General features: G+C 56.9%; 38 protein-coding genes. All 38 read right to left on the reverse strand.

The annotated features are described in order from the left end of the window. Nucleotides 1-18 precede the first annotated feature (18 nt). Nucleotides 19-771 carry a hypothetical protein gene (locus AC5S16_RS14375; RefSeq protein ID WP_493930770.1) on the reverse strand — a complete coding sequence of 251 codons (753 nt, stop codon included), beginning with the start codon at nt 769-771 and terminating at the stop codon, nt 19-21. A gap of 158 nt (nt 772-929) precedes the next feature. Further along, nucleotides 930-1,286: a DUF6876 family protein gene (locus AC5S16_RS14380; protein ID WP_493930771.1), complete on the reverse strand. Its 357-nt coding sequence runs from the start codon at nt 1,284-1,286 to the stop codon at nt 930-932. A gap of 369 nt (nt 1,287-1,655) precedes the next feature. Further along, nucleotides 1,656-2,078 (reverse strand): hypothetical protein, encoded by a 423-nt coding sequence (locus AC5S16_RS14385; protein ID WP_493930772.1) that lies wholly within the window; start codon nt 2,076-2,078, stop codon nt 1,656-1,658. Between the two features lie 88 nt (nt 2,079-2,166). Further along, a complete protein-coding gene (locus AC5S16_RS14390) occupies nt 2,167-2,421 on the reverse strand; it encodes a hypothetical protein (RefSeq protein ID WP_493930773.1) in 255 nt (84 codons plus the stop codon). A gap of 19 nt (nt 2,422-2,440) precedes the next feature. Next, nucleotides 2,441-2,740: a hypothetical protein gene (locus tag AC5S16_RS14395; RefSeq protein WP_493930774.1), complete on the reverse strand. Its 300-nt coding sequence runs from the start codon at nt 2,738-2,740 to the stop codon at nt 2,441-2,443. Nucleotides 2,741-2,852: 112 nt separating this feature from the next. Next, nucleotides 2,853-3,395: a hypothetical protein gene (locus tag AC5S16_RS14400; RefSeq protein WP_493930775.1), complete on the reverse strand. Its 543-nt coding sequence runs from the start codon at nt 3,393-3,395 to the stop codon at nt 2,853-2,855. A 165-nt stretch (nt 3,396-3,560) separates the two neighbouring features. Then, nucleotides 3,561-4,088, reverse strand: coding sequence for a hypothetical protein (locus AC5S16_RS14405; protein WP_493930776.1), 528 nt, complete (start codon nt 4,086-4,088; stop codon nt 3,561-3,563). Nucleotides 4,089-4,263: 175 nt separating this feature from the next. Next, nucleotides 4,264-4,719: a hypothetical protein gene (locus AC5S16_RS14410; RefSeq protein WP_493930777.1), complete on the reverse strand. Its 456-nt coding sequence runs from the start codon at nt 4,717-4,719 to the stop codon at nt 4,264-4,266. A gap of 4 nt (nt 4,720-4,723) precedes the next feature. Beyond that, on the reverse strand, nt 4,724-5,086 hold the full coding sequence (locus AC5S16_RS14415) for a hypothetical protein (protein ID WP_493930778.1): 363 nt from the start codon (nt 5,084-5,086) through the stop codon (nt 4,724-4,726). A 145-nt stretch (nt 5,087-5,231) separates the two neighbouring features. Continuing rightward, nucleotides 5,232-5,558: a hypothetical protein gene (locus AC5S16_RS14420; protein ID WP_493930779.1), complete on the reverse strand. Its 327-nt coding sequence runs from the start codon at nt 5,556-5,558 to the stop codon at nt 5,232-5,234. A 73-nt stretch (nt 5,559-5,631) separates the two neighbouring features. Further along, the gene (locus AC5S16_RS14425) at nt 5,632-5,898 is read right to left on the reverse strand and encodes a hypothetical protein (RefSeq protein WP_493930780.1); all 267 of its coding nucleotides are present in this window, start codon (nt 5,896-5,898) and stop codon (nt 5,632-5,634) included. A 125-nt stretch (nt 5,899-6,023) separates the two neighbouring features. Next, the gene (locus AC5S16_RS14430) at nt 6,024-6,284 is read right to left on the reverse strand and encodes a hypothetical protein (RefSeq protein WP_493930781.1); all 261 of its coding nucleotides are present in this window, start codon (nt 6,282-6,284) and stop codon (nt 6,024-6,026) included. 389 nt (nt 6,285-6,673) lie between these two features. Then, on the reverse strand, nt 6,674-7,588 hold the full coding sequence (locus AC5S16_RS14435; RefSeq protein WP_493930782.1) for a hypothetical protein: 915 nt from the start codon (nt 7,586-7,588) through the stop codon (nt 6,674-6,676). A 73-nt stretch (nt 7,589-7,661) separates the two neighbouring features. Further along, nucleotides 7,662-7,883: a hypothetical protein gene (locus AC5S16_RS14440; RefSeq protein ID WP_493930783.1), complete on the reverse strand. Its 222-nt coding sequence runs from the start codon at nt 7,881-7,883 to the stop codon at nt 7,662-7,664. A 38-nt stretch (nt 7,884-7,921) separates the two neighbouring features. Beyond that, the gene (locus AC5S16_RS14445; RefSeq protein WP_493930784.1) at nt 7,922-8,251 is read right to left on the reverse strand and encodes a hypothetical protein; all 330 of its coding nucleotides are present in this window, start codon (nt 8,249-8,251) and stop codon (nt 7,922-7,924) included. After that, nucleotides 8,241-9,782, reverse strand: a complete 1,542-nt coding sequence (locus AC5S16_RS14450; RefSeq protein ID WP_493930785.1) for an ATP-binding protein — start codon at nt 9,780-9,782, stop codon at nt 8,241-8,243. The genes AC5S16_RS14445 and AC5S16_RS14450 overlap by 11 nt, the downstream gene beginning before the upstream one ends. A gap of 326 nt (nt 9,783-10,108) precedes the next feature. After that, complete coding sequence (locus AC5S16_RS14455) at nt 10,109-10,294, reverse strand: hypothetical protein (RefSeq protein ID WP_493930786.1); 186 nt, start codon at nt 10,292-10,294, stop codon at nt 10,109-10,111. 35 nt (nt 10,295-10,329) lie between these two features. After that, nucleotides 10,330-10,731, reverse strand: a complete 402-nt coding sequence (locus AC5S16_RS14460) for a DUF5983 family protein (protein ID WP_493930787.1) — start codon at nt 10,729-10,731, stop codon at nt 10,330-10,332. A gap of 114 nt (nt 10,732-10,845) precedes the next feature. Further along, a complete protein-coding gene (locus tag AC5S16_RS14465) occupies nt 10,846-11,220 on the reverse strand; it encodes a hypothetical protein (RefSeq protein ID WP_493930788.1) in 375 nt (124 codons plus the stop codon). 142 nt (nt 11,221-11,362) lie between these two features. After that, nucleotides 11,363-11,602, reverse strand: coding sequence for a hypothetical protein (locus tag AC5S16_RS14470; RefSeq protein WP_493930789.1), 240 nt, complete (start codon nt 11,600-11,602; stop codon nt 11,363-11,365). A gap of 80 nt (nt 11,603-11,682) precedes the next feature. Continuing rightward, the gene (locus AC5S16_RS14475; protein ID WP_493930790.1) at nt 11,683-12,072 is read right to left on the reverse strand and encodes a DUF6166 domain-containing protein; all 390 of its coding nucleotides are present in this window, start codon (nt 12,070-12,072) and stop codon (nt 11,683-11,685) included. 50 nt (nt 12,073-12,122) lie between these two features. Then, nucleotides 12,123-12,380, reverse strand: coding sequence for a hypothetical protein (locus tag AC5S16_RS14480; protein ID WP_493930791.1), 258 nt, complete (start codon nt 12,378-12,380; stop codon nt 12,123-12,125). A 33-nt stretch (nt 12,381-12,413) separates the two neighbouring features. Continuing rightward, nucleotides 12,414-12,875: a hypothetical protein gene (locus tag AC5S16_RS14485; protein ID WP_493930792.1), complete on the reverse strand. Its 462-nt coding sequence runs from the start codon at nt 12,873-12,875 to the stop codon at nt 12,414-12,416. Nucleotides 12,876-12,915: 40 nt separating this feature from the next. After that, nucleotides 12,916-13,485, reverse strand: a complete 570-nt coding sequence (locus tag AC5S16_RS14490; protein WP_493930793.1) for a hypothetical protein — start codon at nt 13,483-13,485, stop codon at nt 12,916-12,918. Between the two features lie 47 nt (nt 13,486-13,532). Next, the gene (locus AC5S16_RS14495; protein ID WP_493930794.1) at nt 13,533-13,850 is read right to left on the reverse strand and encodes a hypothetical protein; all 318 of its coding nucleotides are present in this window, start codon (nt 13,848-13,850) and stop codon (nt 13,533-13,535) included. A 30-nt stretch (nt 13,851-13,880) separates the two neighbouring features. Then, the gene (locus AC5S16_RS14500; RefSeq protein ID WP_493930795.1) at nt 13,881-14,336 is read right to left on the reverse strand and encodes a hypothetical protein; all 456 of its coding nucleotides are present in this window, start codon (nt 14,334-14,336) and stop codon (nt 13,881-13,883) included. 39 nt (nt 14,337-14,375) lie between these two features. Further along, nucleotides 14,376-15,575 (reverse strand): PD-(D/E)XK nuclease family protein, encoded by a 1,200-nt coding sequence (locus tag AC5S16_RS14505; RefSeq protein WP_493930796.1) that lies wholly within the window; start codon nt 15,573-15,575, stop codon nt 14,376-14,378. After that, complete coding sequence (locus tag AC5S16_RS14510; protein WP_493930797.1) at nt 15,572-16,714, reverse strand: recombination directionality factor; 1,143 nt, start codon at nt 16,712-16,714, stop codon at nt 15,572-15,574. Before AC5S16_RS14510 ends, AC5S16_RS14505 begins: the two co-directional genes overlap by 4 nt. A gap of 143 nt (nt 16,715-16,857) precedes the next feature. Beyond that, nucleotides 16,858-17,070: a hypothetical protein gene (locus tag AC5S16_RS14515; protein ID WP_493930798.1), complete on the reverse strand. Its 213-nt coding sequence runs from the start codon at nt 17,068-17,070 to the stop codon at nt 16,858-16,860. A 39-nt stretch (nt 17,071-17,109) separates the two neighbouring features. Then, on the reverse strand, nt 17,110-17,451 hold the full coding sequence (locus tag AC5S16_RS14520; RefSeq protein ID WP_493930799.1) for a hypothetical protein: 342 nt from the start codon (nt 17,449-17,451) through the stop codon (nt 17,110-17,112). 90 nt (nt 17,452-17,541) lie between these two features. After that, nucleotides 17,542-18,174 (reverse strand): hypothetical protein, encoded by a 633-nt coding sequence (locus AC5S16_RS14525; protein WP_493930800.1) that lies wholly within the window; start codon nt 18,172-18,174, stop codon nt 17,542-17,544. Between the two features lie 155 nt (nt 18,175-18,329). Then, on the reverse strand, nt 18,330-19,370 hold the full coding sequence (locus AC5S16_RS14530; RefSeq protein ID WP_493930801.1) for a TOTE conflict system archaeo-eukaryotic primase domain-containing protein: 1,041 nt from the start codon (nt 19,368-19,370) through the stop codon (nt 18,330-18,332). A gap of 50 nt (nt 19,371-19,420) precedes the next feature. Then, complete coding sequence (locus AC5S16_RS14535; RefSeq protein WP_493930802.1) at nt 19,421-19,762, reverse strand: hypothetical protein; 342 nt, start codon at nt 19,760-19,762, stop codon at nt 19,421-19,423. 199 nt (nt 19,763-19,961) lie between these two features. Continuing rightward, a complete protein-coding gene (locus AC5S16_RS14540) occupies nt 19,962-20,369 on the reverse strand; it encodes a hypothetical protein (protein ID WP_493930803.1) in 408 nt (135 codons plus the stop codon). A gap of 658 nt (nt 20,370-21,027) precedes the next feature. Further along, nucleotides 21,028-21,522, reverse strand: coding sequence for a hypothetical protein (locus tag AC5S16_RS14545; RefSeq protein WP_493930804.1), 495 nt, complete (start codon nt 21,520-21,522; stop codon nt 21,028-21,030). Between the two features lie 104 nt (nt 21,523-21,626). Then, nucleotides 21,627-21,821 (reverse strand): hypothetical protein, encoded by a 195-nt coding sequence (locus AC5S16_RS14550; RefSeq protein WP_493930805.1) that lies wholly within the window; start codon nt 21,819-21,821, stop codon nt 21,627-21,629. Nucleotides 21,822-22,389: 568 nt separating this feature from the next. Then, entirely contained in the window at nt 22,390-23,187 is a 798-nt protein-coding gene (locus tag AC5S16_RS14555) for a hypothetical protein (protein ID WP_493930806.1), read from the reverse strand. Beyond that, entirely contained in the window at nt 23,177-23,734 is a 558-nt protein-coding gene (locus AC5S16_RS14560; RefSeq protein ID WP_493930807.1) for a hypothetical protein, read from the reverse strand. The genes AC5S16_RS14555 and AC5S16_RS14560 overlap by 11 nt, the downstream gene beginning before the upstream one ends.

The raw sequence follows: 23,734 nt of genomic DNA on the forward strand, positions 1-23,734 counted from the left end.
CGGTGTATGCTGGCCGTCTCAGGAATTGCTCGGAAGATCCTCAGGAGTTGCCGCCTGACTATTCCTCTCTGCCGGATGCAAGTCGAGCACGGCAATGACACTCTCGATGTATCCGATGGCATTGCTGAGCACATGCTTCGCTTCTGCAATTTGGTCCTCGCAGCTTGCCTCCTCATCAAATGTCTCCCGCAGTTCCGTCACAATGAATTCGGCAAGCGTGTCGCCGCGACCGCGTCTTGGCGCCCCGGTCTTGCCGTTGTAATACGCCCTGAGAAAGCCTTCCGGATATCCTTCATTAGCCATCTGCAGAAGCTCGACTAAAGTAAGCGGCTCTGATCGCGTCCGCCGCATTACGGAGGTGACGGATGCAGTTTCTCCAGTCTGGCTTTCTGAACCGGGCTTGATGAAGAACATCTCCCGGCAGTGCGGGATGAGGTCAGGCGACGCCATCGGAACACTCTCACCGAGGGCATCCACTGGAATGGGGTTCGCCGGATCCGGAACGAAACGGACGACAGCCCCAAGCGAGATTGCTTCAAGCTCACCAGGCCAGTATCCCGTCCAACGCGCAAACGCGGGATCGTGGCGATGGCTGTTTGAGCAGGAGCAGATGAGACGCTGATAGCCACAAGCGCTGCAGCGTTCCACGTCGCAGCCTGTCTTGTGAATCTGTCCGGGCTCGACCCCGCAATCCGGGCAGGCTTGCGCCGAACGCAGCAATCCCTTCTCCCTTAGAAAACTCTCAACTTCCGTCACTCGTATCCAGGGCATGATTCAGGTTCCTTTCTGCGCGCAGGTCTGATTCGACCGCGCAATGCTCGCATGAGACTGCCGAGCAGAAAACAGGCGGGCGCAGCTTTCACGATGAGCACAGGCCACGAAAGGGCGAATTCCAGAGAAGGCCGACGTCCGGCCGCACCTGAAGTGAGCTAGTATTCGCTGGGCAGATAGAGGACACCGTGCTCGAAGAAGAGCGTGACCGTAGGAAGAGGAAAGGTCGTAAAGTTCAGTTCCTGGACATAGACGACGCGGCCGTTGCCATCATCGCAGGTCAGACGGCCTCGGTGGTTCGGTTCTACTGTCAGCGTCCACGTCTGGAACTCTTCGCGTTGCACCTGCGGTTCTCCGAGTTGTGCTGCCGCAATCGCATCAAGGAGCCAATACGCAGCTCCCTCTTCCGCCAGGTAACGAACGCCGTCGCTATAGAGGAACTTTTGAAAGAAGCCATGGCGGTAGTAGTGATCGGTGCCGGTGAACTGGCGCAGATCTGACTCTGTGAGAGGCATAACAAACTCCTGTGAGGGGCAGTTCGTTGGACACAAGAATCCATCTCCACTCGCGGCTGAGGCCGAGAACGCGTGGGAGCGGTGCGAGAGAACGAAGGATGCGGACGTTTGTCAGGAATTCCTAATCGACGCGGCGGTCCAGAAAAGCCTGAGTCAGCATGTGGACAAGCGCGACAAGAGGATTGCGCCCGCACTCAGAGTGGATGTCACCGCGGTCAGGCGAGCATGACGGTACGTTGGATGGGGGCGAGCAGACAATCTTATGAGGATGCGCATACAGGGAGCGAAACGCATATAGGTGGGGTAGTGGGCTGAGTCTCACTTAGATCGTTCGTGCCGGTTATAGGCTGCGAGTTGCCGATTCTTTTATTAGCGCCGGAATGAAGCGTCCGGCATGCGTGCGATTCCGGCAATTGCCTTGAGAGTCTGCTTCCGTCGGGAGACTGTGGCAGGAACGCGCAGGATACGGTCAATTTCCATCTGGGTTTCAGCGATCAGGTCAAACTTATACGCTGTTGCCAAAGCAAAGAGCGTGACCACGATGCCCGCCGCCTCTTGGCGGAGCTCGCCCGGAGGACGTCGGTAGACATACGTCGCAATCCGCGAGATGTCCCTCCGATGCAACCCTGCCGCCTGCGCAAGCTCGCAGGCCTCTTCGAGAACGCGGACCGCACGCTCCCGTTGATCGAAGAGCGAGTTTCGGCCAAATCGATTCGATACCCAGTTCCTGATTTTGCGAGGCCAGCAGTCGATGGGATGTGGGCTCGCCGCAATCGCTTCCGATTTCTGCATGACAGGTCATCTCCAGTCTGAGGAGGGGTCGAAGAGCAATTCAGGGAGGAACGCAGAGGATGCCACAGCATGCAGGTTATCGACGCGATCATTTGTCCTTACGAGCGAACAACGAACACGATCGGTTTCTACCCGCTTGCTTCCATACCTTCTCGGAAGAAAGAACGGCCTTCAAACGCTTGGCTGCTCCTTCTGCGGACGAGGTGGCGAAGAGGAAACGTTGGGAGCGATGAGCGCTCCACCAGCTTTCATGATGGCAGCGCAAGATCAGGAGTTCGTGATCTTCACTTTCCCAGAATTCATGCGCGTCGTTGTTTCCCCAGTAAAGCACTTTCGAAGCCATCAGACCTCCGTGTCACGAGTTAAGTGCGAGGCGGAAGGGCTTTCTCTTCGTCGAAACCTACGACGCGCCGTTTGAGATCATCTCGGCCATCAAGAATGTGTGCAGAGAAGACACTCCAGTCCCCGTAATACATTCCGTCGTAATACACGAGACCCTCTGGGTCGATCGACAGGACCTGTCCTGGGTCAGCAAACTTGATCTCGATACCATAAGTGGTGTGGAAGTAAGGGTAAGGGCCGAAGATAGGTCCCTCTTCTCCCCAATCTTCCATATTCTCGGTGGGAGATCTCCGCCCATGAAAGAGTTCCAGATATACCATTCGGAGAGCGTTCCTTCCTGTCTCCACGCTACGGCCGACGCTCGCAAACTCATGGGTGCGGCGGGAAACTTTAACGATGGTGATAGAGCCTGTCTCCTGATGAAGAATCCGTTCAGGCAATCAGGTCGACGATGAACGTGTGGTTGCGGCGGCGCTTCTTCATGCGGCCTTCGAGGAAGGCGCGATAGAGGGTATGTCGTTCGACATCTCTTGCTGTACGGTACGCAGTGGCAATCTGGTAGCAGAGATTCCAGATCATCTCGGAGGTGAAGGTTGTCGTTATGCGCTCCCAGGTCTCGCCAGCGACGAGATTGTCAAAGGCATAACCGAACATTCCTCCACCGTGCCTTTCGAGCACGACGATTCCGTTCTTGTACAGGCCGGAACGGTTACGGTAGATCGCATAACGATGGCTGTCTCCGGTCCAGCGGATCGGGGCGTTCGGACGGCCCGGTCTGGCTTCTCCAAAGAAGCCGGGAGCCAGCAACGTAAGCGCCTCCACAGGTACGTCGCGCGTTTCGCCCCGGTTGAGATGGTCCTGCATGTTATAGCAACGGATACTCGTCGGCCGGTCGGGACCGTGCTCATTGAAATCAAGATCGGCAGCATCGTTCGTATTCCAGTACCATCCGGGATTGCGTTGGATCGGATTCACGAGCCATAAACCTCCTCTGAGAATTCGGGGGAAGGATGAGCTGAGAGCAGACGGGATGGATGTCTGCTGGTTGGGCGGGAGAAAATAAAATTGCGGGAAAAGCCTTTTGCGTCTGGTGATGCTCAGTCGCTTGAATAAGCTCGCGATCAAAGGCTCGCTATGCCACTACCTGACCTGGGCGTAGGTGATGTAGCGAACCTTTCCCTGATATGGAATGTTTTTGAGCGGGCCAGGAAATTCATACATCATGCGTCCGAGCCGATGGGTGGTCGGATCTAACCCGATCCCAACATAGTCTCCGAAGGAAGTCTGGTAGAAGAGCACCACGTCTAGCTCTGGGTCGAGCTTAACGTGAACGATCGCGAGTCTGCTCGCCGGCCCATGTACGAAAGCCATCATCCTGCCAGCCAGGTAGGCCAGAGCCAGGCTCAAGACGAGCGCGATAGCCAGACGCGCGAAAGAGTGCGAGTGTGATCTCAACGTTGTATCGAACAACAAGAGAAGACCAACACCGACGGCGATCATTCCAAATCCTGCCAGAAACACGACCGGCCACTGCAGACCCGGCAAGGGAATGTCGGTTGTGCGCATCAACTGATGAAAGTACCCGAGAGTGGCGAGCGTTGCCCCGCTGCAGCCTGCGATCGCCAGTGCCAGGACAAAGTAAATTGCAGTCAGCAAGCTCCATCGCATGGAGGAACCATCTCCTGTCGTTACCCAACCCTCAGTGGGCCCGGTTGAACCATAAACGGTGAATCTGGCGCTGAGTGAATGACTCGACACAACCATCTTAGAACGCGACGGGCCGCAGTTCATCCCCTAAGTATGACCTTTCGAGTGGACCTCCCTATAGCAACCCGGACAGGCATCAGTCCTTCGTTTCTGCGCCATCTTCCAACTCTTGAACGGACAACCCGCGGAATTCTCGCGGAATCGTCGCGCCATCGACAAGAGACTCATCAAGCACGACTACCTTGGACTGGGCACTGTCCCAAACTGTGAGGCGATGCCAGATGAAATCGCGTCGCCGCTCTTCGATAAGACGCCGCGCGTCTTCGATGTCCCGCCCGGTCTTGAACTGACGGATAGTCGTGACGCCCTTGGTTTGTTCACTGGTGAAGCAGAAGGCTCCGTATCCGGGATGCGTTTCCAGCACGCGCGATCCTGGCTCAGGGAAGCCGTGCTCGTCATAGCTGGGACCGCGATATTCCGAATACCCGCAGTGAGCGCAGTAAATCTCACGGGAATGACCGTGACTATCAAAGGTCGCCGTGGTCGCGCCTGCGCATTGGGGACAAGAGATGTATTCGTCGTAGTAGCTCATCTGTCTATCGCTTCCTCTTGTCTCCGCCGTCGCGAATCGAAAAGAGGAGCGATCCATCCTCGGCAATGCATTCACGCCATTGCTGTGCGAGTAACCGCATATTCTGGCAGAGGGAGAAGACCTTCTGAAATTCGCGATTATGGCTATCCTTCGGACCTCGGGCCGGGAAGTCGCCCGAAGCAATGAGATCAAGGAACTGGCCTCCGGAATCGATCCACAGGATGGTCATCGATCCGTAGTGCAAGTCCAGACATGCACGACAACCGGCCAGCATCGCCATGCCGCGAAACAGGCCGACGAGGTTGCTGACTCGGGATTCCGTGGATGATCCTGGTGTCTGTAAAACTGCACGGAGTTGCTGCTTCATTTGCTTTCCTTCCGGGGTTTGCATTGGGAACCACGCTTCTCGCAAACCCCACCAGCAGGCGGTGCAGTGTTGGAACACGGGACGGTACGAGGCATCTGAAAAGCACGTTGCTGCTTCGCCCCAGGGCTGCGCGGCGATGGGAAATTTATTCGCCAGTCGCACGAAGCTTGCGTAGAGCCGTGACGAGAGGAGCGACAAAGCGTAGCCTCTGCCTCCCGGTAGCGCCTTTCTCCAGCGCAGTTGCGACCGCGACGGCAGCAGGCGACGTCAGCACCAGATGAATAGTTCCGTCAGCCGACGATTCGAGATGCCATGGCTTCTGTGTGCCAACAGACGGCGAGGGATGCGTGCGCAGATAGCTACGGATAAGGCGGACGGGTTCGGCAGCAACGACCGTGCGGTCATCTGGGCGTCCGGTCGCATCTTCGCTCGCGAGCAACTCCCAGAGAACCTCCATCAAGTGCTTGTCCATGCTTGCTCCTGGTCATTGGAAAAGTGGGGACTGTTCTGCGAGCCGCTCACAACGAGCGCTGAACTGAAGCGCTTTAGGCTTGCCGGACAAGCGCTACGCGTTCGTCAAAATAGGCAGCGGCAGCTTGGTGTGTAAGGAAAGACCTGCCATATGTCGTGTTCGATCGCGCATCGTATCTGGTCACTCGCCAACGCTCAGGCGTGTAACGGGCAACACTGCCCGCAGGTTCGTAGCCTTCGCTATGGTTGCTGAGCGACCAGCCTTCACAACTTGCCAGGAGTATCCCCTGTGACATCTCATGGCGATCGAGGTCGCCGTACTCCCGTAAGGTTGGCTTCATCTTTTTCTCCTTCACCGGTATGGAGCGCCGCTTGACGCCACGCTCCTGTTTAGCGATCGCCGACAAAGTTGAAATAGAAGCGCGGTAAGTGCTGGAACTCGAGGCTTCCTTTTTGTCCATCCGTTCTACGACGCACGACTACGAAGGGCGCCGCGAAACCAAGGACCTGCCAGTTCCTGCGTGTTCCACACTTTGCCATACCGTGATTCGAGATCCTCTCGTTCTTTGGGATCCGTGTTGATCCGATGGAGCAGCGCCCGGCGCTTCTCATCGACGGCCGCTTGGGGAGCGGCGTCAAGCCGTCCCTCCTGCAGTGTTCGTTCAGCGCCCGTCTGCTCTCCATAGAATGGGGCAACGGAGTTCTCCGGAACCCGCTTGCGTGGCATCGCGTCTCCTTTCCCGGTTCGATTCCTCATCCCCCGTCGCGCCCTATGTTTCCTCAAAACGGGAGCCACTGGTCGCGGCACTCGTCCGAACAGAACTTCGCTGAATTGCAGCTCCAGAACTCCCCGTTCCGTTTCGATTCGCTGAACATTCGAGGAAGAGAGAGCAGACGACGGCATTCGGCACAGCGGGCATTATCTGTGCGAAACCATCCGCGGATCCTGGCGATGCGATCGGTCAACGGTTCGAGATGCCCCATCTGAATGAAGTCGGCATCGTAGATCCCAGCCATGCAACGACCGCAAGCCGGCTGGTCATATATACGGCAGCCTAAGAGAATGCAACGAATACGCATCGGAACCTCCCTTGGATCGTTCAGATTTCGGTACGTTTACTCGACAGGAAAGCGGAACTTCCTCTTTGGGCGTTCGACGATCATGCTGTCGAGGCGTTCTCCAATTTCCTCCATGCCACTTCGAATGCGATCACGCAGGGTATCTGTGTCGCGGATCGTATCGGCGCTGACGCCATCGAGCAACTGACGGGCCTTGCTGACCTCCCGCGCCAGTTCACGATCGTCCGTGACGTTACGGATATCGAAAGTCGCAAGAAATTCCTTGAGCTTCTCTACTGCGGAATCGCGCAGTTGCTTTGGTCGCCCACTCTCATCCTCGCTGAGGCGCTCACGCAGCCGATCCACCATTTGTGCCAGGGTCGTGCGAAGGATCTGTTGGATTTCAAGAGTTGCTTCCGCGATGCGCTGGGCTGCTTTTTCCCGCTCACTCGCGAAGATACGAGGGGAAATCTCGCTCAATTCAGCCGGAACACCGAACTTCCAGTAGGTCCAGTCAAGAGTGAATTTGGAGCGCACATAGTCCATCGGTGGATAGTCGGCGGGGTTATAGAGCGTCCGCAGCCGCATGGAGATCTGCCGGCAAAGACTCGGGTAGACGGCTAGGAACGCTTCCACCAACGCCAGGCGCTCACCCTTCGCCTTCATAAGTTTCGCATCGACTTCTTCGACCATCTCATATGGAACAAGCTGGATTCCGATGTCATAGGGCAGACACAGCTGGTATAGACTCTGGCGCAACGCGTTATCAAAGCTTGAAATCGCCTGTAATTCACGAGCGTCGAGGAGACGCTTGGTGACACGGATGAGGTTCTTGTCCGCATCGACATCGACGCGTGCGGAACTGACTTTCCGCGAGTTGCCCAAAGAGCCCATCTGCACCCTGAGGCAAAGAGTCATCTGACTCAGATCCCGATCGGGCACACGAATTCTTTCAGAGACAAGAGTAGCCATAACCTTTCCTTTCTGAATGGAATCGAAGCTGATAGCGTGCATCTGCGAAGGCGTAGCAGGAGTGCCGCTGCCACTATTTCTCGTGGCGCAAATGTTCTTTTGCATGGGAGTGGACATGGACATGCCCATGTTTGACATCTTTGCGCGCTTCGCGCGTCGTTTCTCCTCCCGCAAGCCGGGCAATTCCTTTGAGGAACTGTTCCGCGTTCTCATGATTCGCGGGGGACACCACATCAGAGGTAGTTTTGATCGTGCCGTCTTCCAGAATTTCAATGGTGAGCGTGTCGAAATCCATAAGGCTGAGACTCCTTTCTGCTGGGAAAGCGTTTCAGTCTACCCGCGTCGTTGGACGGAAGCCTGACGCCGGCCTTGCGCGTTGGTGGCCCATGCGATCTTCCATCCATGCTTTGCGGCCTGAGACTGCACCACTTGCTCGGAATAGGCGCGCTTGATGACATTCACATCGCACGATGCGGGAAGGGCAAGCCTTCCCGTGGTCTTGTCAAAGCTGCCAGTGCCGCGCGCTGTCCGAAACGTGACCTGTTGGTTCTCGAAGGTGACACTGTTGTAGCCCAGCGAGCGCAGAGCCTCCATCAGTAGCCGAACCTCCGTGCTGATAGCGAGAAATTCGACCTTGGAGCGTTGGATCGTATTACACGGCACTGCTGGCCTCCTCACGAATCTTGCGGCGTGACAGCGTCGCGAGATTTGTATTGATGGATTCTTCGAATTGGTAGACACCGGGAACAGACGCGGAAATATACTTTCCGCTTGCCTGGAGACGAAGATTTCGGATTTGTTCTGCAGCCGAGCGAGCCACCGGGACAATATAAGAAGCAGCCTGTCCGAGGGTCATTTTCAGGCGGTATGCTTTTTGGCAGCACTCCTTGATTTCTGCGCCTGTCCAGCCTTCGTCCTCCGGCAAATCGCCAGTGACTCCATATTTACTGCGATAGATGTTCCAGATGAGCCGGCGCTCCGCAGCGGTCGGAAGATCGAAGAAGAAGGTTCCAAGCTTGAATCGGCGCCGGAGTTCAGCGGGGAGACTGCTCAGTGAATTGCAGGTTGCAATGAAGAGTGCCCGGCCCTGAGAAATGGCATCCACAATGTTCAGCGCACTCCGCAGACGCTCTCCGGAGGCTCCGATAAGGGAGTTCTGCATCGCGCTGAGATCGAATGCAATCGTCAGAATACCGGCAAGATTTCCGGCAGCTTTGCCGACCGCCGATTTGGCGCAGCCCGGTGGACCCAGAAAAAGACAGCCATCGACCTCGCGATCCTGCATCCAGGTCAGCATGGTCCCCGTCATTTCGGTCTTGGTGCCGCTGAGATCTGTGCCTGTGCCTGCGAAAGCTTTCTCTATCTCATCGAGGAAGACAATCACGCGCGGTGGATCGATGCCTCGGAGCACTGAGCTCAAAAACTCTTTGACATTGTCCGCGCCGCCAATCTGGTCGAACGACTCGTTCCCGCGCCAGATGCTCAATCCTGGTGTCTGCTCAATCAACTTCCGCTTGCGTTCCCACAGACCATCGGTATCGAGACCTTTTCTTGTGAGGGACATTGCAAGCGCCTGCTCCGCAGGAAAATTGGAGAGCCCGATCAGCGCATCCGTGGCACGCATCACCACCTCCCGCGCCGGCGCCTTCAGATCTGCTGCAGAACAGGTCTCGATCACGATGCGCTCAAGATCCCCGAGGGTGGGCAGAGGCTCGTCGAGGACGAAGATATCGGAGGCCAGTTCCGGAGGGAGTGTCGCGCCAACAGTTGTCAACAAAACGAGCATTTTGCCTTCAGCTTTGAAACGATCACGCAGGTTCCAGATCCCCTGCATCACATCCGGGGCATCGTAGAAACGATGCGCATTGACGAAAAAGAGCACAGTATCTTCAGCGAGGCCCTCGGCAAATTCGAGGGCATCCGCAGGCTTTTGCGAAAGCGCGGTTGAATCCCCGATCGTCAGGACCTTCGTCACCGTGATCTTGCCGGCCTTGTTCAGGCCGACCAGCCCGCGCATTACATCCCAGCTGACCAGGGGCGTGCTACCTTCGCCAACTTCCGAGCCTGAATCGACTGCATCGCTGATAGCCCGGATAGTTCCGGCCGGGTCGGGTGTGCGTATGGACACCAGAGGCGTCGAAACCATCCGCGCACTAAGAAAAGTGCGGATGAAGGATTGCATCACATCGGACACAGGATCTCCTTTCACTTGCTTTGTTTCGGGTTGTCTAGGGATTAAGCGTGGAGAGAAACAAAGCTGCGACGCGCGCTAACGAATGAGAGATTGAAAGACATGTTTTCCTGCAGATGGGATCGCAGAGCAGTTAGTTCAACACGGGCGTTCTCTTGGGGACAACGGTTCAGGGAAGCCGTGCTTGTTACCCTTCTGATACAGCAAAATGCGTTTTGACAGTGTCTTTTTAGAGATCATCTTCGAGAGACCGCAGCCGGGAGCGTCTTTTCAAGGGCGGGAGAAAGTACGTCGTTCTGTTTGTCTGTTGCCGGTCACCTCTCAACACTTCAGACGCATTCGTCCTCGTCTTCTGCACTGGGGATGCCGCCTACTTCCAGATAGGCATTGCTGCCAAGGTGCACCAGGGCGAGCCCGCCGTCGTCTATCGCAACTTCGGTCCCTTTAGGGAGCGATGCTATCCAATCGCCGATTTCTTCGACCGCAATCACCATGTCACTCCTTTCCGGTTGCATTGATTTCTGCACGATTGCAGTGTTTGGGCAGCGTATCAGCTTTCTGCGTGGTCAAGGCCCTCAACTTCGCCGCCATCGGCGTCAAAACGGACGTAAGCGATCTTCTGCTTGTGCAGTTCCGTGACGATCTCGACGAAGCGCTCGCTCATGCCAAGTGCCCGTGCCTTGGACACGAAGTCGTCAAGCAGGTCAGCTTCACTCGGGACCCAGAGAATTGTTCCCACGCCGTCGTCGAGTTCCGCCAGATGGTTCGGGGCTGATTCCAACAGCGGAAGGTCGCCTTCTTCAAGATAGGCTGTTGAAATATCCGCATATCCGATCACTTCAAATTGCATAGGGCTCCTTTGCTGGTGGCGCAGAGTGGACTCCCTTGCGCCCGCCTGCGTCAGTGCTGCCGTCGAAAACGAAGGGTCAACAGAGGTTTCGAGATGGCGCATGCCATCACCAGGCAGAATGAAAAACGCCGGAGCGGTTGATCGCAATCGGTTGATCCTTCAGTTCAGACCAGTAATTCCAGAAGGCGCGCCAGATGCGGACGGGATGGTGAATGATCATATGTCCTCGATCACAATCCAGGGAGCATGGAACCCAAACTCCTGTCCTAAAGCAGGCTCGATATCGTCCATCGCATACAGCCAACCGAGCGCCGCTTTCAGATACTCCGATACGGGGGTGGCATCGGTAGGTGTGATCTCACAGGAGAATTCTCCTAGAGCGCTCTCGTGGAATGTTTGGGCGGTAACAGTGACCTGCCAGAAATAAGTGTTCGCTTCGAAACCACACAAGGTGGCGCTTTCGAATGCCAGGGAGCGAATCTCTGTACGCACACCATAGGCCTTGGTCAGGAACTGATTCAAGGGCCTGATCTGTTCTGCGAATCGAGAGGCAAGGGGAATGTCCAGCGCACTTTTTACTGTAATCTTCATCGAACGACCTCCGGGCAGTCTATGGAACTGATCCAACCCCGATCGCTGGGACCGATTTCGCTCTGCCAGATTTCTACCCGCTCGAAACCGACAGGCGCGACAGCGAAGCAGACACCCTGAACCTCGACCACATTGCCCACGCTCATCGAGGGACCGCGATAGCAGGCCGGGCGCGATCATCGTCATTGAAGACCGCGAACAGGACATCGGCGACTCGCACGAGATCTCCCTGTTCACGTGGCCTTTCAGATTCATCCACGGAAACGAACCCCTGGTAAGCAATCTCCAACCGGTGGCCCGGCTGATAGCCCTCCAGAAAACCGATCAGGTGGCCAGCCTGATCCCGGTGGGCATTCCAGTAGAACGTAAACGAATAGCGCATAGGATTATCTCCTGCGAGGATCTTTAGGCATGAGGATGAGGTGAGATGACGCGACGTGTTCGAATTGGCCGAAATCGGGGTCAGTCGATCTCGTCTTGATATTGCCGGGCGGTCTCATCCCAGACCCAGCCCCGCTCCTGCTCGAGCCTTGCCACGGCGCTGGCAACTTCTTCCCCGGTGAGGATCCATCTTTCGCGCTGTGGCAGCCGCCCGATGACCGCGAACTTGAAGTGTTGATAGAGACGCTCTGCCCGGCGATCATTTCCCAGAAAATCGGCGAGGATTGCCAGGCTCAGTTGTGCCGGGCCACTGCCCCCATAGCCCCACGCAAAACCGTCCGGACTGTGACGACGAAGATCGAGGCGCGGGTTGAGAACCGTGCCTTGAGGCGGGTCCTGTTCCTCGCGAACGCGACGCACACTGTCTTTGCCAAACTCCGGGGCGATACCGATATACATCACCTTCTTCATATAGAAGACTCCTTTGGCGGGTCACGCGTGTGGGCGATTGTTGCTAGGAATCAGTTGGTTTTCTTGTTTCGGAAGCGATGGCCATGCGTGGCCGCAAGGACTCCAAACTGATAGCCGCACCGGAGACCGCAGAAGAACCCATCGCCATAATCTCCAGGCTTGTCGTACAGATTCGGGCGCTGTTCGTACGGAATGAGTTCGCCGCGGGGACCGTCCGTGAATGCTTTCTTGATCCAGTTGAGTCGGCGTCCGCAGTAAAGACAGGTCCCAAGCTGATTTGAGGGATTGAATTCTCGGAACTGAGCCATACGGTTCTCCTCTCCCCACGGTTCGAGCAGCGGCTATGGTTTTCGCTCTCCAGCAAGCGTTGCGCGATAGAGCCGCAGCCAGAGGCCTTGTGCCGGAGCGGCGTCAATAAAGGAGCGGGCTTCCCCTTCCGAGGTAAATTCGTAAGCGAAGTTCGTCACTCTTTCTGCGCGACGCACAAGAACGATCCATGCTTCTGCTCTAGCCTCTGTTGCGATGGAAAGGGCGCTCTCTGCAGGTTCATGACGATTGGTGAGTGCGGCCTGCAGGGCGTCGAAGTCTGCGACAGGTTCTCCGCACTCCGGGCACATGCCCTCTTCAGCGTTGTCTACGATTGCGCCACATCTGAGGCAGAGTTCCTCCGATGTATACGGCTCGATCTCGGCACGACACACCGGACACCGGTCGTTACACATGCACGACCATCTGTCCGACCACTCCGTGCCATCATGCGGGCAGCGATAATAATTCCGGAATTTTTGCGGTTCATCCGCCATGGGTGTCTCCATAGAGAAGGGATCGGGAGCGGCGTTTCAGCTATCGATAGCGAGGAGCAAAGTAGGGGAAGTCCTCGCGGCCCAGGCGATAGGCTTCGAGCAGACGAACGAAGCGGCGATTCATGGCCAGAATTTCGCCCAGGGACATGACATAGGCGAACTCTGCGCTCGCGCCTCGATCGTGTCCACGAATGTGCTCCATGATCTGCCAGAAGTATTCCTCAACGCAGGCGTCGAAGTACTGGCCGGACAGTAGAAACCCGTGGTGATGGGGCCACCAGCTGCGCAGCCATTCGAGCCAGGTGCATTCGATTTCTGGCGAGTTTGCGACACACCCTTGAAATCGGAACCATCCGTCCGGATCGCGCGGGAGATTTGGCTTTTCGAACCAGAGATACGCGCCATGTGTGTTCCAGACGGACGGGTGGTTGAGGCGGCCATAGGTTTCACTCCCGACCGTCCAGAGAACCACGTCGGCGGCGGGGCCGAGTTTTTCTGGCAGATCCGGCCACACTTTCAACAAGTCCAGGTCGAAATCGTCGGACCAGAACTTTGGATATCTCTGCTGTTCATGACCCCCGGCAACTGTGGCAGGAGATAGGTCGCTCATCTTCTCGCTCCTTTGCAAAGTCGTTTAGGAATGGGCCCTTCATTACGCTAGGCCGTTCTTCCCATGGCTTCACGCATCACCTGGTGAGCCTCGATGATGCTTCGCCTGAGCCGGTCCTGCTGTTCGAAATCTAAAATTGTTCCCTTGGCCTTGAGCCCATTCAGCCGGGCTTGGAAAACATGCTGATTCAGTTCGTCCCAACGTGCCCGATCGATCAGATCTGCACAGGCGCCGCATGCGTCCCATTCGATGTCGGCAACCAGGATGGTCAGCTTGCCGAGGGATACGGGCTGTGGCGCGGCGAGGTACGTCTTGGTGACTGGAGTCGCTGCGCAGAACCGGCATGACGTGACGGATATCTGCATCGGAGCACTCCTGGTTGGTGTGGGACGCGATTACTCGTCGCGATGGATGGAGGTGAGGATGATGCCGGCCAATTGGGAGCAGAGCCGCGCGCTCAACGCATCACCGCGCCTGCCAAGCTCCACGATGGCCTGAAGCCCGTGCATCATGGTGGGCGACGCGACAAACAGGGGCCGCGCCATCTCCCACTCCTGGTTGCGGAGCTCGTATTCAGAATCAGGGGAGCCTTTGTCAATGGCGTCGTTCGCCCAGTCCTCGAGAAACTGATCCGCGAGTCCAAGCAGACGATCAGCATCCTCGCTGGTCATGGTGTCGAGAGAAAGCGGTTCGCGCTCTCGTCCTTCTTCGAGGCGTGAGCCTACCCAGTCCCAATATCCGAGTCGCGTGTTGTCGTCCGCAATTTCATGCCGCCAGTCGGAAAGCGGATGCTCGGGGTGTTCACCCCAGTGTCCGAACTGGTCATGGAGAGTCTGAGCGTCGTATGCCATCGTCTTTTGTCCTCTCGTCTGGATTGCGGTTAGGAGACATCAATTCCGGCGGCGGCGCGACGCGCGTGTCTGCCGCTTGGTGCCCGTTTTCGCGGCCTCCACCGTGATCTGAAATTCCGTGTACGGTGTGACCTCGGCCACCGCGCTGAGAGAGGCAGCGAGATCGGGTCTCTTTTCCCGGGCTTTGGCAAGCTCGTTGAGCTCGGACGCCCCGATGATGAGGCGCGGTCGCAACGGATCTTCAGGGTGATTCCGATCCCAACTATCGACAACGGGAAGTGCCGAATCGAGTGCATAGCGCGTGCGTTTGCGAGGCACAAAGGACGCGGTATAGGTCGCGCCGTTTGCATCACGCGTCGAGATCGGCTGGCGCTGGGCCCACTCTTTCAAGAGCGGCTGATTCACCTTTTGCGCCGCGTCGAGATAGACCTGCAAGCGGAGACGATCCTCGCCGCTCAGCCGCGCATAAGGATTCCCTTTGTCGATGGGACAGCCGTTCAGCAAGAGTGGGCAGTAGATACATCCCTTGTGCGGAGTCGGCCTCGGTTCCTTCTCCATTGCGATAATCCTGCGTTGCCGGTTGCGCGCGACGGTGGCCATGCGCTTGAGGCGAGGCACGTCCTTTCGCGTGAACGTGATTGACCGGGTAGCGCCCCATCGCAGGTATTCAAGGCGGAAATGAATCGTCTCAAGGCTGGGCAATGCGCAAAACAGAAGCAAAGAGTAGAGCTTCGCCTGAAATGTATCCGGCGCGGCGACATAGAAGTGGTTCTTCCAGTCTGGGATCTCCGCTTCAGCGGGCGTATCGAGGAGAACGAGATCGAGGGTGCCTTCATACTCGATGCGCGGATCGCCTCCGGTGCGGTGGCCGTGTGCAACGTGCTCCATGACTACCAGCGAGAAGTCCTTGTCGAGACCAATATACTGCTCGGTTCCAAGGACCTTGTCCGGATCGACGACGAGGGTGTCGCGAACGCGTTCGAGTTCCTCAAGGATCTCTGGCCGCACGGCTTCGATGAGCGCGTCGAAGTATTCGTAGTCGGTGGCCTGGCGCGTCTCGACCAGATGCTCGATGTACTCGGACAGTACGCGATGGGCTTCGAGCGAGAGATCGGCCCAGAGGGTGCCTGCGCGGTCCACATGATGGACGTGGACTGCGCGGTAACCATACTCGCAGGCCATCTGCTCGAAGCTCGACTGTGAGAGAGGCTGGATCTGCACGAGAGGAGAGGGTGTCATCCTGCCCTCCTCGCCGGTGAACAAGCCGACGTTGGCCGTGCCTGGTTAGAGTTCCCGTTCGACCTTGCCGTCTGCTCTGGTAGGGAAACCTGGGAATTTCCGTTGTGATTCTTCCGCGCGATTTTCCCTTCGAGATGCTTCAGCAGGCCGGCGAGATCATGGCGGTACTGATCCAGCAACGCGCCCCGCTGCGCCGTGGTCGCGTTGAGATCATCGAATGCAGCCTCGACCTTCTTCCGAAGTGGCGACAGGACTGTCTCCGATGGTTTCGAGCCGTTGCGGCTTTCTTCTCCAGAAGCGCGCCGAATGTTTGAAGCCGGATAGAACTCCGACTTGAGCGCGGCCGCCTGCTCGCTCTCTGGATCCTCGATGGCCAGGGGCCTGCCTCCAAGCTGGAGGTCGATCGGACGGAAGGATTCCGCGGCCGAGAGCGACCGCGTGGTGAGTTGCTGCACATGATTTGCAGTTAGCTCCAATCCGAGTACGTGCTTCATCCCATTTCTGAGATTGCCCTGATCGTCGCGGTAAACATTTCGTTCCGCACGGACGAAGAGCTTCAGCCGCAGTCCGCGCATTTGTCCATTCGCATAGCCGCGGATATCCTCGAGTGCCGCGTAGATTTCACGGATGGACTGATAACTCGAAGTGTGGAGCTTGGCGATCGTACCTAGTGTGGGATAGTCGGCCAGCAGGAAGTACAGATCGCCGGAAGGACGGCACCGGTCATCAAACAGGTCAGGGCAGTTGTCATTGGCGCAGGGCTCCCACGGCTCCCCGTGCGGATTTTCTCGCGTGCGACGAGTTGCGGTATCACCATCTCCCCAGCATTCCTTCTGGGACTCTGACCACCATGCGTATTCGGTGCGAAAGATGCGTTCGAGGTCTTGATCAAGCAAAATGATGTCGACGGCGCGGCAGTTACGGCCATAGTGCCTGGTCTTCTCTTCATCGATTTCCCAGACAACTTCCAGCCGCTTGCCCGTGCCGCGTTGCACTTTCTTCTGAAAGACAAAATGGTCGAGCATTTTGGGTTGGCCGTCCTTGTCGTTGGGCGGCAATCCGATGGCGAGCTTCGTGGTGACGGAACGGCGCAGGATGGCAGATCCGTCCTGATTGTGGGTCACGCCATAAATGGGCATGGCTACCTCCTGTCGTGGGTGGCAAGGAAATGCATTTTGATGCAACGTGGGGCTGGCGGTACAGGCAAGGGTTGGCGATGAAGAGAGGAAAGTGCGGCGAGCTCCTGAGTCGATGCGCGTCCGTGAATGGCCTGGCCGTCCATTCACTTCAATCCGAGGCGCGCGAACTCCTTTTGCACTCCTGAGCGGAAGCGCTCTTCCAACCATTCCTTCCGTGAGTGCAGCGGCTCGGCAGGCGCCAGAGGGGGTGAAGGTGGCAACGGAGGCAGCTCATATTTGCGGGGATTGAATGCGCGGTCATGGATGATCTCGCAGGCTCGTTCGAGCCTTTGACGGCGGGCGGCAGAGATGGCCATTTGGAACTTCCTCCTTAGTGTGGAAGGTTGATCGAGGCATCAGGAACCGAACAGCGAGAACTGCTGGTTGGCACGAGTCGTCGGGGGCGCAGTGCGCGGCGGTTTGCGTTGGCTACGACCGGTATAGAGCATCAGTATCTGGGCGACATCGGCTTCAGTGATGCGCGTGAAAACCAAAGAGGACCCTTCCACCCCAGGCCCCCGCACGTGGATGAACCATCCGCTTGACCCTTCGCAGGTGCGATGGCGAAAGCACAGAACATGCTGCTCAAACGCAAACCCGAAGCGGAGCTCGTCAGCCTCATACACATGCCCCCATTGGTCCCGGCCTCCAAGCTCTACAGGAACCATGGCCTGTGCGCAGAGCGCGCGAATATCCATCGAATACCTCCCGAGATCGATTGCGCACACGGCGGGCGGACGCCTTTGGGTATAAGGCGGTGTGCCGCATTCTCCGCGCTACGGCGGGGGTTACGTCATGACAACTGGTTGCGGCGCTTCGAGCAGGCAGGGTTGGCGGCATCCGAGCGTCGTCACACCTTCGACCATCTTGAAGACGGATAAGCGAAACTGCTCTGGCAGTAGCAACTCGCTTCCATTTCTGCCCATAAATCGTGGAGCAACGGCACCACGATATTTCTTGTCCTTGCCCCACAGTTCCCAATCGATCACGCCATACCGCGCGAAAAACAAAGTCTCATTCCAGAGCCTGGGGCGGGTTTGCCCCGGTTCTTGATGAAGCCGGTGCCGTGTGATCAGAAGGTCGTACGAGGTCTGATAGCGGTATATATCCAAACGCACCAGGGGCTCTTCAGCAAGAACGATGGCATGCACGCCGTTGGGCATGAAATTCTGCACACGCTGCATCCAGGACAGGGAACTGCCGTCTTCGCGGCAAAACCCGACATAGCGGCCGATTTCTGCGACCGCGCCGCCGGACTCCGTGCCACGAATGCGCCACGCGGCAGGTATCAACCATCTCTGCTCTTCGACCGACAGATTCGCATCGCTCCAGATGCCAACCTGCCGGAGATAGTTCCGGGTCCGCTCAGGAAACGTCAGACCGCGGCGCGCGATCAGGTCCTCCTTCTTCGGATGTGGCATATTGCCTCCACTTGCGGGATTGCGACCGGCTCGCCTGCTTGATGAGCCGTTGTGTCGAACACTGGGACTCAGGCCAAGGGCCCAATGAGGGAACATGGTCTGCCGGCAGATGCTTCAGTGCTGCTGCCGGATGGATGATTTGGTGTATCTGCGACTCACGATCTGCGAAGCGCATAGTGGCCTCCTTGCGTTTTGTCAGGAATGGGGCAGCCCACTGCCCCCCGAATCATCTCTTTCGTGCATCCATACCAGCACCGGTATTTCCAGGGCTCGGCGATCGAAACCGCAAGGTGGTGGCCTCTGGGATCATTCGCCGGCCCGCAGGACGGACACGGTGCACGGTAGTCGGAGCCTTCTTTCTCCGTGATCGTCACGTAGTCGAGGATGCGAAACTCATTCCCGTTTGACCGATAGTTGATTTCCGCCGCAGTGACCTTAGGCCGCGTGAACTCTTCGGGCAGCTGCATACCAGCTGTAAACCGGTGCAATTCTTCCGCGGTCAGCTTTTTCGCAGATTTAAGAAAGGCTAGCTGGTCGTCGAGCGTCTGGTCGGCGCCATAGAACCAGTACCGCTTGAGCGTGGCGCGATGTACTCCCAACGGGCCGCGAATCTGGTGGCCGAACTTTCCGGGAGCCAGTTCTTCCTGGCGAGGAAACACTTCGATGCCGTCCTCGTCCGCAGAACGTTTGATGGGAACGCCCAAACGCAGGGCGAGATTGTAGATATAAATCTTGCACTCGCGTGCCGGCAGCGGTTCACGGCCGAAAATCCAGAGATGACCGCCGCGCCGCGAGGCTTCTTCGAGTGCTTCGACGCCGTCTTCGCGCAGTTCCTCTTTAAGGTTCTTGAGATCGTAATGGGCGCGCCCATAATCGGCATCGATAGCAACCCACTTCGACTTCTGTGTTTCAGGCTGGACGGCGTACAGACCGATCGTCTGCCATCCGGCCAGGTGCCGGCGGACCGCAGGCCGGTCCAGCGGCAGACGAGGCGCATCTTTGGCGCGGCTAGCTTTCGGCGGATAGTAGAAGAACTTACCGCTCTTCGTGGATGGTCGATTCGACTGGCGGGTGTAGGCCCGACGATTTACAAAGAGATTCCAGAAGTCAGCGATGTTCTCTTCACTGACCTCCAGTACCGGTACTCGGTGCTTGGGAGGCTGCCACAGATCGTCGTGTTCCACAATTTGGCACATGGGCATCTCTCCCTCGAGTGGCGTTGTTGTAACCCGGAATGAAAACTCGGTCAAATTTCCGGGCCGTTTGTTGTAACAGATTGAACAGAAAGCTTTTCCCGATTGCGCCGAGTAGCGGTCAGATGGAAAAGATCCCAGGCGGCGTAACGCCACATATCAGCGAGGCTGCGGAACCATATATATAGGAGAGCGACTTCCGCCAGTCCTGCCGGTTCACCCATCGCGCATAAGCGGGCGATCGACGGTAACGCGTAGTGAGCGAGCAGCGCACCGAAGACTAAGGTGCTGAAGAGGCACAGGGTGAGACGGCGAAGCAGGCGGAATGCGAGTGGAGATAACACATCCTGCATGCGTCGGATCGAGTTCGGGTGGAACGATGCAAAGAATGTCATGGACTCCTCCTGGAGGATGGGGTTGAGCACGTGGCCGAGGCCGCGAGCGTTGCTCACGCGCCTGTGAAGTGATCGATCTATAACCCGAAAGCAAAATCCGGTCGAATTTTCGGCCAGAGTGAAAAGACACGGGTGGAAGCAGCGGGACAAAGCAAGGAAACTTAGCTGGTGGCTCTCGGCGCGTAGGACCAGTCTTCCATCACTGGATTGGAGGTTTCCTTCCATTGCGGGAAGAAGCGGCGAACGCCAGCACCGGGGCTGTCACGGTGGGCTCTGCCGGATAAGGAGGAGCTGCGGGCGGCATGCCTGGACCCTGCAAGGAAATGAAGCAAAGCAAAAGGACAAGGTAGGCGAACTCACGCCGAATCGCGAAGGCGGCGCTCACCGCGTTCGGATCGGGCCTGCCTAGCTGGTAAACGGTCCCGGAGCGCGTGACGACATGGCGAGCGCGGAGTTCCCGGATGGGAGAGGTTGAGGTAATGACATCGCCATCGAGAAAGCGTGGATGGCCCGTGACTATGCCACGCAAACATGGTTCGGAGTCTGGATAGTATGGGTGCGTGGTGATGCCCCAATCTTCGATCAAGACAATAGATGATTCAGACACGGCAGAGTTCTCCTTAGAGTGAAGGACTGAGAATCGGCATGGACATTTGGACAGAGGACGGCCGAGAGATGCACGACCGCGAGTGGGCATGGACGCAGGGCGCTGGGCGGAATCAGTCGTGGTGAATATTCAACGCAATTCAGGCGTGTCGTATAGAGCTTCGGCGGGGGGACAACTTGGAATGCCTTGACAGCGAACGGCAAAGCAAATAGTGCCTGATGCGGGCGATTGTGTGGAGCGCAGCTGTTATCTCGGCGCTTCCGAACGATCTCGCAGCGGTATCCTCACCGCTCTCTTCCGCAAACTGCAAGATGTTCCCTTCAGCGACACAGTAGAGGTTCCATCCGGGTTGGAATCCAATCGGTATTTCAGCGCACCGCGCACAATCCGTGATCACCGGCACCCAATCAATTTCGTCGCCATAGATAGGAACCGGAACATGATCGACGGCAACGATCTCGCCCGCTAAAAGCTCACGGCCACACCGATCACAATCCGTGGGATCGTCTAGCCTTTCGACAACAGTCATGGAGAACCTCCGTGATGACGAATGCGACCAGCTGGTGAATTCGAAATTGGTGGCCAGCCGGGGCGGTTCGCAATTTCGAACGATACGGGTGAGCAGGCAGATCGCAACTCGAGATCGGAGAGGGGGCGGTCAGGCGAGTGGTTTCTCTTCTTTGGGTTTGCGTCGCGACCCTCGTGACCGTCGATTGGACGTACGCTCGCGTTCGGCAATCAAAAAATCGAGAATAGAAAGCGGACTGCGAAAATCGTCGCTGATCCTCCGGAACATATTCAGCGCCTTGGTGCCGCCGGCAATAGCCTGCCCGGGACGCAGGATGTCCTCCACCGCCGATAACTCTTCGACCAGTTTCTCTATGCTGCGGGAGAGCGCCGCATGCTCGGCACTGAGCTCCGAATTCACACCGAAGGAATGCATGATGGCTGTGAGCTCGGATATGAGAAGCGCTGCACTGGAGGCGAGTTTGGGTCCGAAGAGGCGGGAGCGGGAGCCGCCGCGCATTTCATCCAGTTCAGCCAGAGCGTTTGCGTACGAACTGCGAATCCGCTCTACCTGGGCTCTTAGCGAAAGCAGTGTCTGAACAGGAATATCCGGTGTGCTGAAATAGAACGCTGGCTCGGAAAGCATAGGTGCTCCTTAGCGTGAGACAGGATTGAGTAGTTCTGAGAGAGACAGGTGTGTGAGAAACCTTCAGTGCTGGCTTCGTAGCTTCGGTGCGGTACCCGCATTGATCAGGGCATCAGTCCGAGGATCCGACGGACCTCATCTATGTTCTTGCCCTGCACCAGGATTTTGCCGGTGCCGTAGATGTTCACGATCGCTCCGTTTGCAAGGCGCAACTGAACGCAGTGAGGCAGAGTTTTCTGCGCAGTGCAGAGCATTCCTGCGTCGAGAAGTCTCTTCTGTACATGATCGATGACAATCATTTTGACCTCCCTGTTTTTCGGCAATGGTGGGTGCATCCTGTCGGTGCAGCTAAAATCAAGAGCACAGTGCTGTGAAGCACAGCATCAACAAAGCGCTAGGTTGCACAGGCGTGCAAGCAGCCGGTGTAGAGGCGATGCAAAAGAGGAGCGCAACTTCTGGAGTAGGGTGAGCCTGGCTAGATGGGAGCTGTAATTGTGCAGACAACAGGCAGCCCGGTACAGGCGAACTCGTGCGTAATAGGTTCTGCCCGGCTACGGGCTCAGGCCCCACTGCACCAGTTGTCGGCAACCGTCAGCTCGGCGTCGGCGGAATGGCGCGTCCTGGCCCAGCAGATACGAGCGCCGGCCGAGTTCCGGAGGGAGAGACAGAAATTCGGAAACCTCATCCAAAAAACATCAAATGAAGGGATAGTCAGCGCCCAAGCTGCTGAAACTGCAATCGTTATTGAGCTGAAAATCAGCGCAATAACGACTCAAAGGGCGGATGCGAACGCAAAGGGGAAGGCAATCGAAGACAAAGGCGATGGCAATAGAACGCTATAGAAGACAAAGAAACAGGCAATGCAGGTCAAAGTCTGAGGCCGTTTCGCCGCTGTTCAAGCATTTCCTTAAGAGTCGCTCCGGGCTCAACGACGCTTTGAAGAAAGATTGCATCAAGGCCGCGTTCAAAAAAACTTTCAGCGTCACAGAACAAGATTCCGGCGTGTGCATTTGCGAGTTCGGCTGCAACTGTAAACAGGCGTCTAGTATCTCGAGGCGTGTCGCGAATGAAATAGAGTATGCCGTGCAGGCGATTCTCAACCAGCATCCGGTCACGCAACTCGCGGTAGCGGTGATGAGCTTTCGTGGTGCGTTCATATTCGATTCCGTAATTCAGCACACTGTTCTGTACGCGCAGGCTGGCAACGGCGTCATAATCTTTGGCGTATCCATTTCCTGTCTCGATGTTCTCCGAGCTGATTTCTGCTTCGCTGAACCACGTATTGAGCAGCCCGCTCCGTTGCAGCGTGAGGCGGATCGTGACAAGATCGAGCGCATGCATCACGGCGACGGGATCGAAAAGTTTCTCCATTGATGAGTGAATGGAAATCAGTCCTTGCCCGCGCATTTCGAGATACCGGAGACCTTTCCGCGTAATGTTGTAAATCCTGTCTCCCTGGATGCGCTCTTCAAGAACGTCGAGATAACCCGCAGTCACAAGCCTATCCATTCGCCACGCGAGTCGTCTTTGCGCGAGGTGCGACACCTCCATGCCAAGTAATTCGCGCATTTGTTCCCGGCCGATGCAGCGCGCGTTGCGGACATGCAACAGTAGCGGAAAGTCGAATGCATCACTCAGGGCGACAGAGCCTCTCTTATATCGCATGTGTTTGAGATTCCTCTTCGGCGAGTAACATAAGCTTTGGTGTAGCGACGGCATTTTGCACAACGGCCCAGATTCCGTTTGTGGTCGAAATGCGAGCATCCCGTGCCAACAGGAGAAGACCTTCCTGTTTGCCGCGGTAGCGGCTCAGTGCAATCAGTTGCACGTCCCCCTGATTGAGCAAGTTGCGATATCGAATCATGCCGTGCAGAACGTTGTTCAGACACACGAGAAAGTGTGTGGCGGATGTCTCGCGGGCGGCCGCCCCAAGAAACAACAGCCGGTTCGTATCACGATACCGCTCCATGGGATTGGAACGAAAGATTCGGCCTACGTTGGCCAAGGTGTGATGGGGATCGAGACCGCTTGTCGCATTGAACCGCACCAGCCCTTGTACCGGCCCCGCGGTGTGGATTTTGCTGCCGACGACAATGCCGGTTGAGTTAAAGTACGCGGCATGGCTTGTATAACGGTCGGAATCCATTTCATCGCGTCCCGGGCGCACCCACCATGCCGACCCGAAGCTGAGAATTTGCACGGTCAATTCCAT

The organism is Acidobacterium sp. FHG110202_01 (assembly GCF_059115305.1).

Bases quoted from the DNA above. Each gene is read 5' to 3' on its own strand.
- AC5S16_RS14560 (WP_493930807.1), bottom strand. From the start codon at position 23,734: ATGGAATTGACCGTGCAAATTCTCAGCTTCGGGTCGGCATGGTGGGTG.
- AC5S16_RS14415 (WP_493930778.1), bottom strand. From the start codon at position 5,086: ATGAAGCAGCAACTCCGTGCAGTTTTACAGACACCAGGATCATCCACG.
- AC5S16_RS14395 (WP_493930774.1), bottom strand. From the start codon at position 2,740: ATGGTATATCTGGAACTCTTTCATGGGCGGAGATCTCCCACCGAGAAT.
- AC5S16_RS14425 (WP_493930780.1), bottom strand. From the start codon at position 5,898: ATGAAGCCAACCTTACGGGAGTACGGCGACCTCGATCGCCATGAGATG.
- AC5S16_RS14470 (WP_493930789.1), bottom strand. From the start codon at position 11,602: ATGCGCTATTCGTTTACGTTCTACTGGAATGCCCACCGGGATCAGGCT.
- AC5S16_RS14390 (WP_493930773.1), bottom strand. From the start codon at position 2,421: ATGGCTTCGAAAGTGCTTTACTGGGGAAACAACGACGCGCATGAATTC.
- AC5S16_RS14495 (WP_493930794.1), bottom strand. From the start codon at position 13,850: ATGCAGATATCCGTCACGTCATGCCGGTTCTGCGCAGCGACTCCAGTC.
- AC5S16_RS14520 (WP_493930799.1), bottom strand. From the start codon at position 17,451: ATGGATATTCGCGCGCTCTGCGCACAGGCCATGGTTCCTGTAGAGCTT.
- AC5S16_RS14530 (WP_493930801.1), bottom strand. From the start codon at position 19,370: ATGTGCCAAATTGTGGAACACGACGATCTGTGGCAGCCTCCCAAGCAC.
- AC5S16_RS14455 (WP_493930786.1), bottom strand. From the start codon at position 10,294: ATGCAACCGGAAAGGAGTGACATGGTGATTGCGGTCGAAGAAATCGGC.
- AC5S16_RS14405 (WP_493930776.1), bottom strand. From the start codon at position 4,088: ATGCGATGGAGCTTGCTGACTGCAATTTACTTTGTCCTGGCACTGGCG.
- AC5S16_RS14505 (WP_493930796.1), bottom strand. From the start codon at position 15,575: ATGACACCCTCTCCTCTCGTGCAGATCCAGCCTCTCTCACAGTCGAGC.
- AC5S16_RS14440 (WP_493930783.1), bottom strand. From the start codon at position 7,883: ATGGATTTCGACACGCTCACCATTGAAATTCTGGAAGACGGCACGATC.
- AC5S16_RS14490 (WP_493930793.1), bottom strand. From the start codon at position 13,485: ATGAGCGACCTATCTCCTGCCACAGTTGCCGGGGGTCATGAACAGCAG.
- AC5S16_RS14550 (WP_493930805.1), bottom strand. From the start codon at position 21,821: ATGATTGTCATCGATCATGTACAGAAGAGACTTCTCGACGCAGGAATG.
- AC5S16_RS14500 (WP_493930795.1), bottom strand. From the start codon at position 14,336: ATGGCATACGACGCTCAGACTCTCCATGACCAGTTCGGACACTGGGGT.
- AC5S16_RS14430 (WP_493930781.1), bottom strand. From the start codon at position 6,284: ATGCCACGCAAGCGGGTTCCGGAGAACTCCGTTGCCCCATTCTATGGA.
- AC5S16_RS14410 (WP_493930777.1), bottom strand. From the start codon at position 4,719: ATGAGCTACTACGACGAATACATCTCTTGTCCCCAATGCGCAGGCGCG.
- AC5S16_RS14480 (WP_493930791.1), bottom strand. From the start codon at position 12,380: ATGGCTCAGTTCCGAGAATTCAATCCCTCAAATCAGCTTGGGACCTGT.
- AC5S16_RS14510 (WP_493930797.1), bottom strand. From the start codon at position 16,714: ATGCCCATTTATGGCGTGACCCACAATCAGGACGGATCTGCCATCCTG.
- AC5S16_RS14485 (WP_493930792.1), bottom strand. From the start codon at position 12,875: ATGGCGGATGAACCGCAAAAATTCCGGAATTATTATCGCTGCCCGCAT.
- AC5S16_RS14380 (WP_493930771.1), bottom strand. From the start codon at position 1,286: ATGCCTCTCACAGAGTCAGATCTGCGCCAGTTCACCGGCACCGATCAC.
- AC5S16_RS14460 (WP_493930787.1), bottom strand. From the start codon at position 10,731: ATGCGCCATCTCGAAACCTCTGTTGACCCTTCGTTTTCGACGGCAGCA.
- AC5S16_RS14525 (WP_493930800.1), bottom strand. From the start codon at position 18,174: ATGCCACATCCGAAGAAGGAGGACCTGATCGCGCGCCGCGGTCTGACG.
- AC5S16_RS14535 (WP_493930802.1), bottom strand. From the start codon at position 19,762: ATGACATTCTTTGCATCGTTCCACCCGAACTCGATCCGACGCATGCAG.
- AC5S16_RS14465 (WP_493930788.1), bottom strand. From the start codon at position 11,220: ATGAAGATTACAGTAAAAAGTGCGCTGGACATTCCCCTTGCCTCTCGA.
- AC5S16_RS14515 (WP_493930798.1), bottom strand. From the start codon at position 17,070: ATGGCCATCTCTGCCGCCCGCCGTCAAAGGCTCGAACGAGCCTGCGAG.
- AC5S16_RS14545 (WP_493930804.1), bottom strand. From the start codon at position 21,522: ATGCTTTCCGAGCCAGCGTTCTATTTCAGCACACCGGATATTCCTGTT.
- AC5S16_RS14555 (WP_493930806.1), bottom strand. From the start codon at position 23,187: ATGCGATATAAGAGAGGCTCTGTCGCCCTGAGTGATGCATTCGACTTT.
- AC5S16_RS14435 (WP_493930782.1), bottom strand. From the start codon at position 7,588: ATGGCTACTCTTGTCTCTGAAAGAATTCGTGTGCCCGATCGGGATCTG.
- AC5S16_RS14475 (WP_493930790.1), bottom strand. From the start codon at position 12,072: ATGAAGAAGGTGATGTATATCGGTATCGCCCCGGAGTTTGGCAAAGAC.
- AC5S16_RS14420 (WP_493930779.1), bottom strand. From the start codon at position 5,558: ATGGACAAGCACTTGATGGAGGTTCTCTGGGAGTTGCTCGCGAGCGAA.
- AC5S16_RS14385 (WP_493930772.1), bottom strand. From the start codon at position 2,078: ATGCAGAAATCGGAAGCGATTGCGGCGAGCCCACATCCCATCGACTGC.
- AC5S16_RS14375 (WP_493930770.1), bottom strand. From the start codon at position 771: ATGCCCTGGATACGAGTGACGGAAGTTGAGAGTTTTCTAAGGGAGAAG.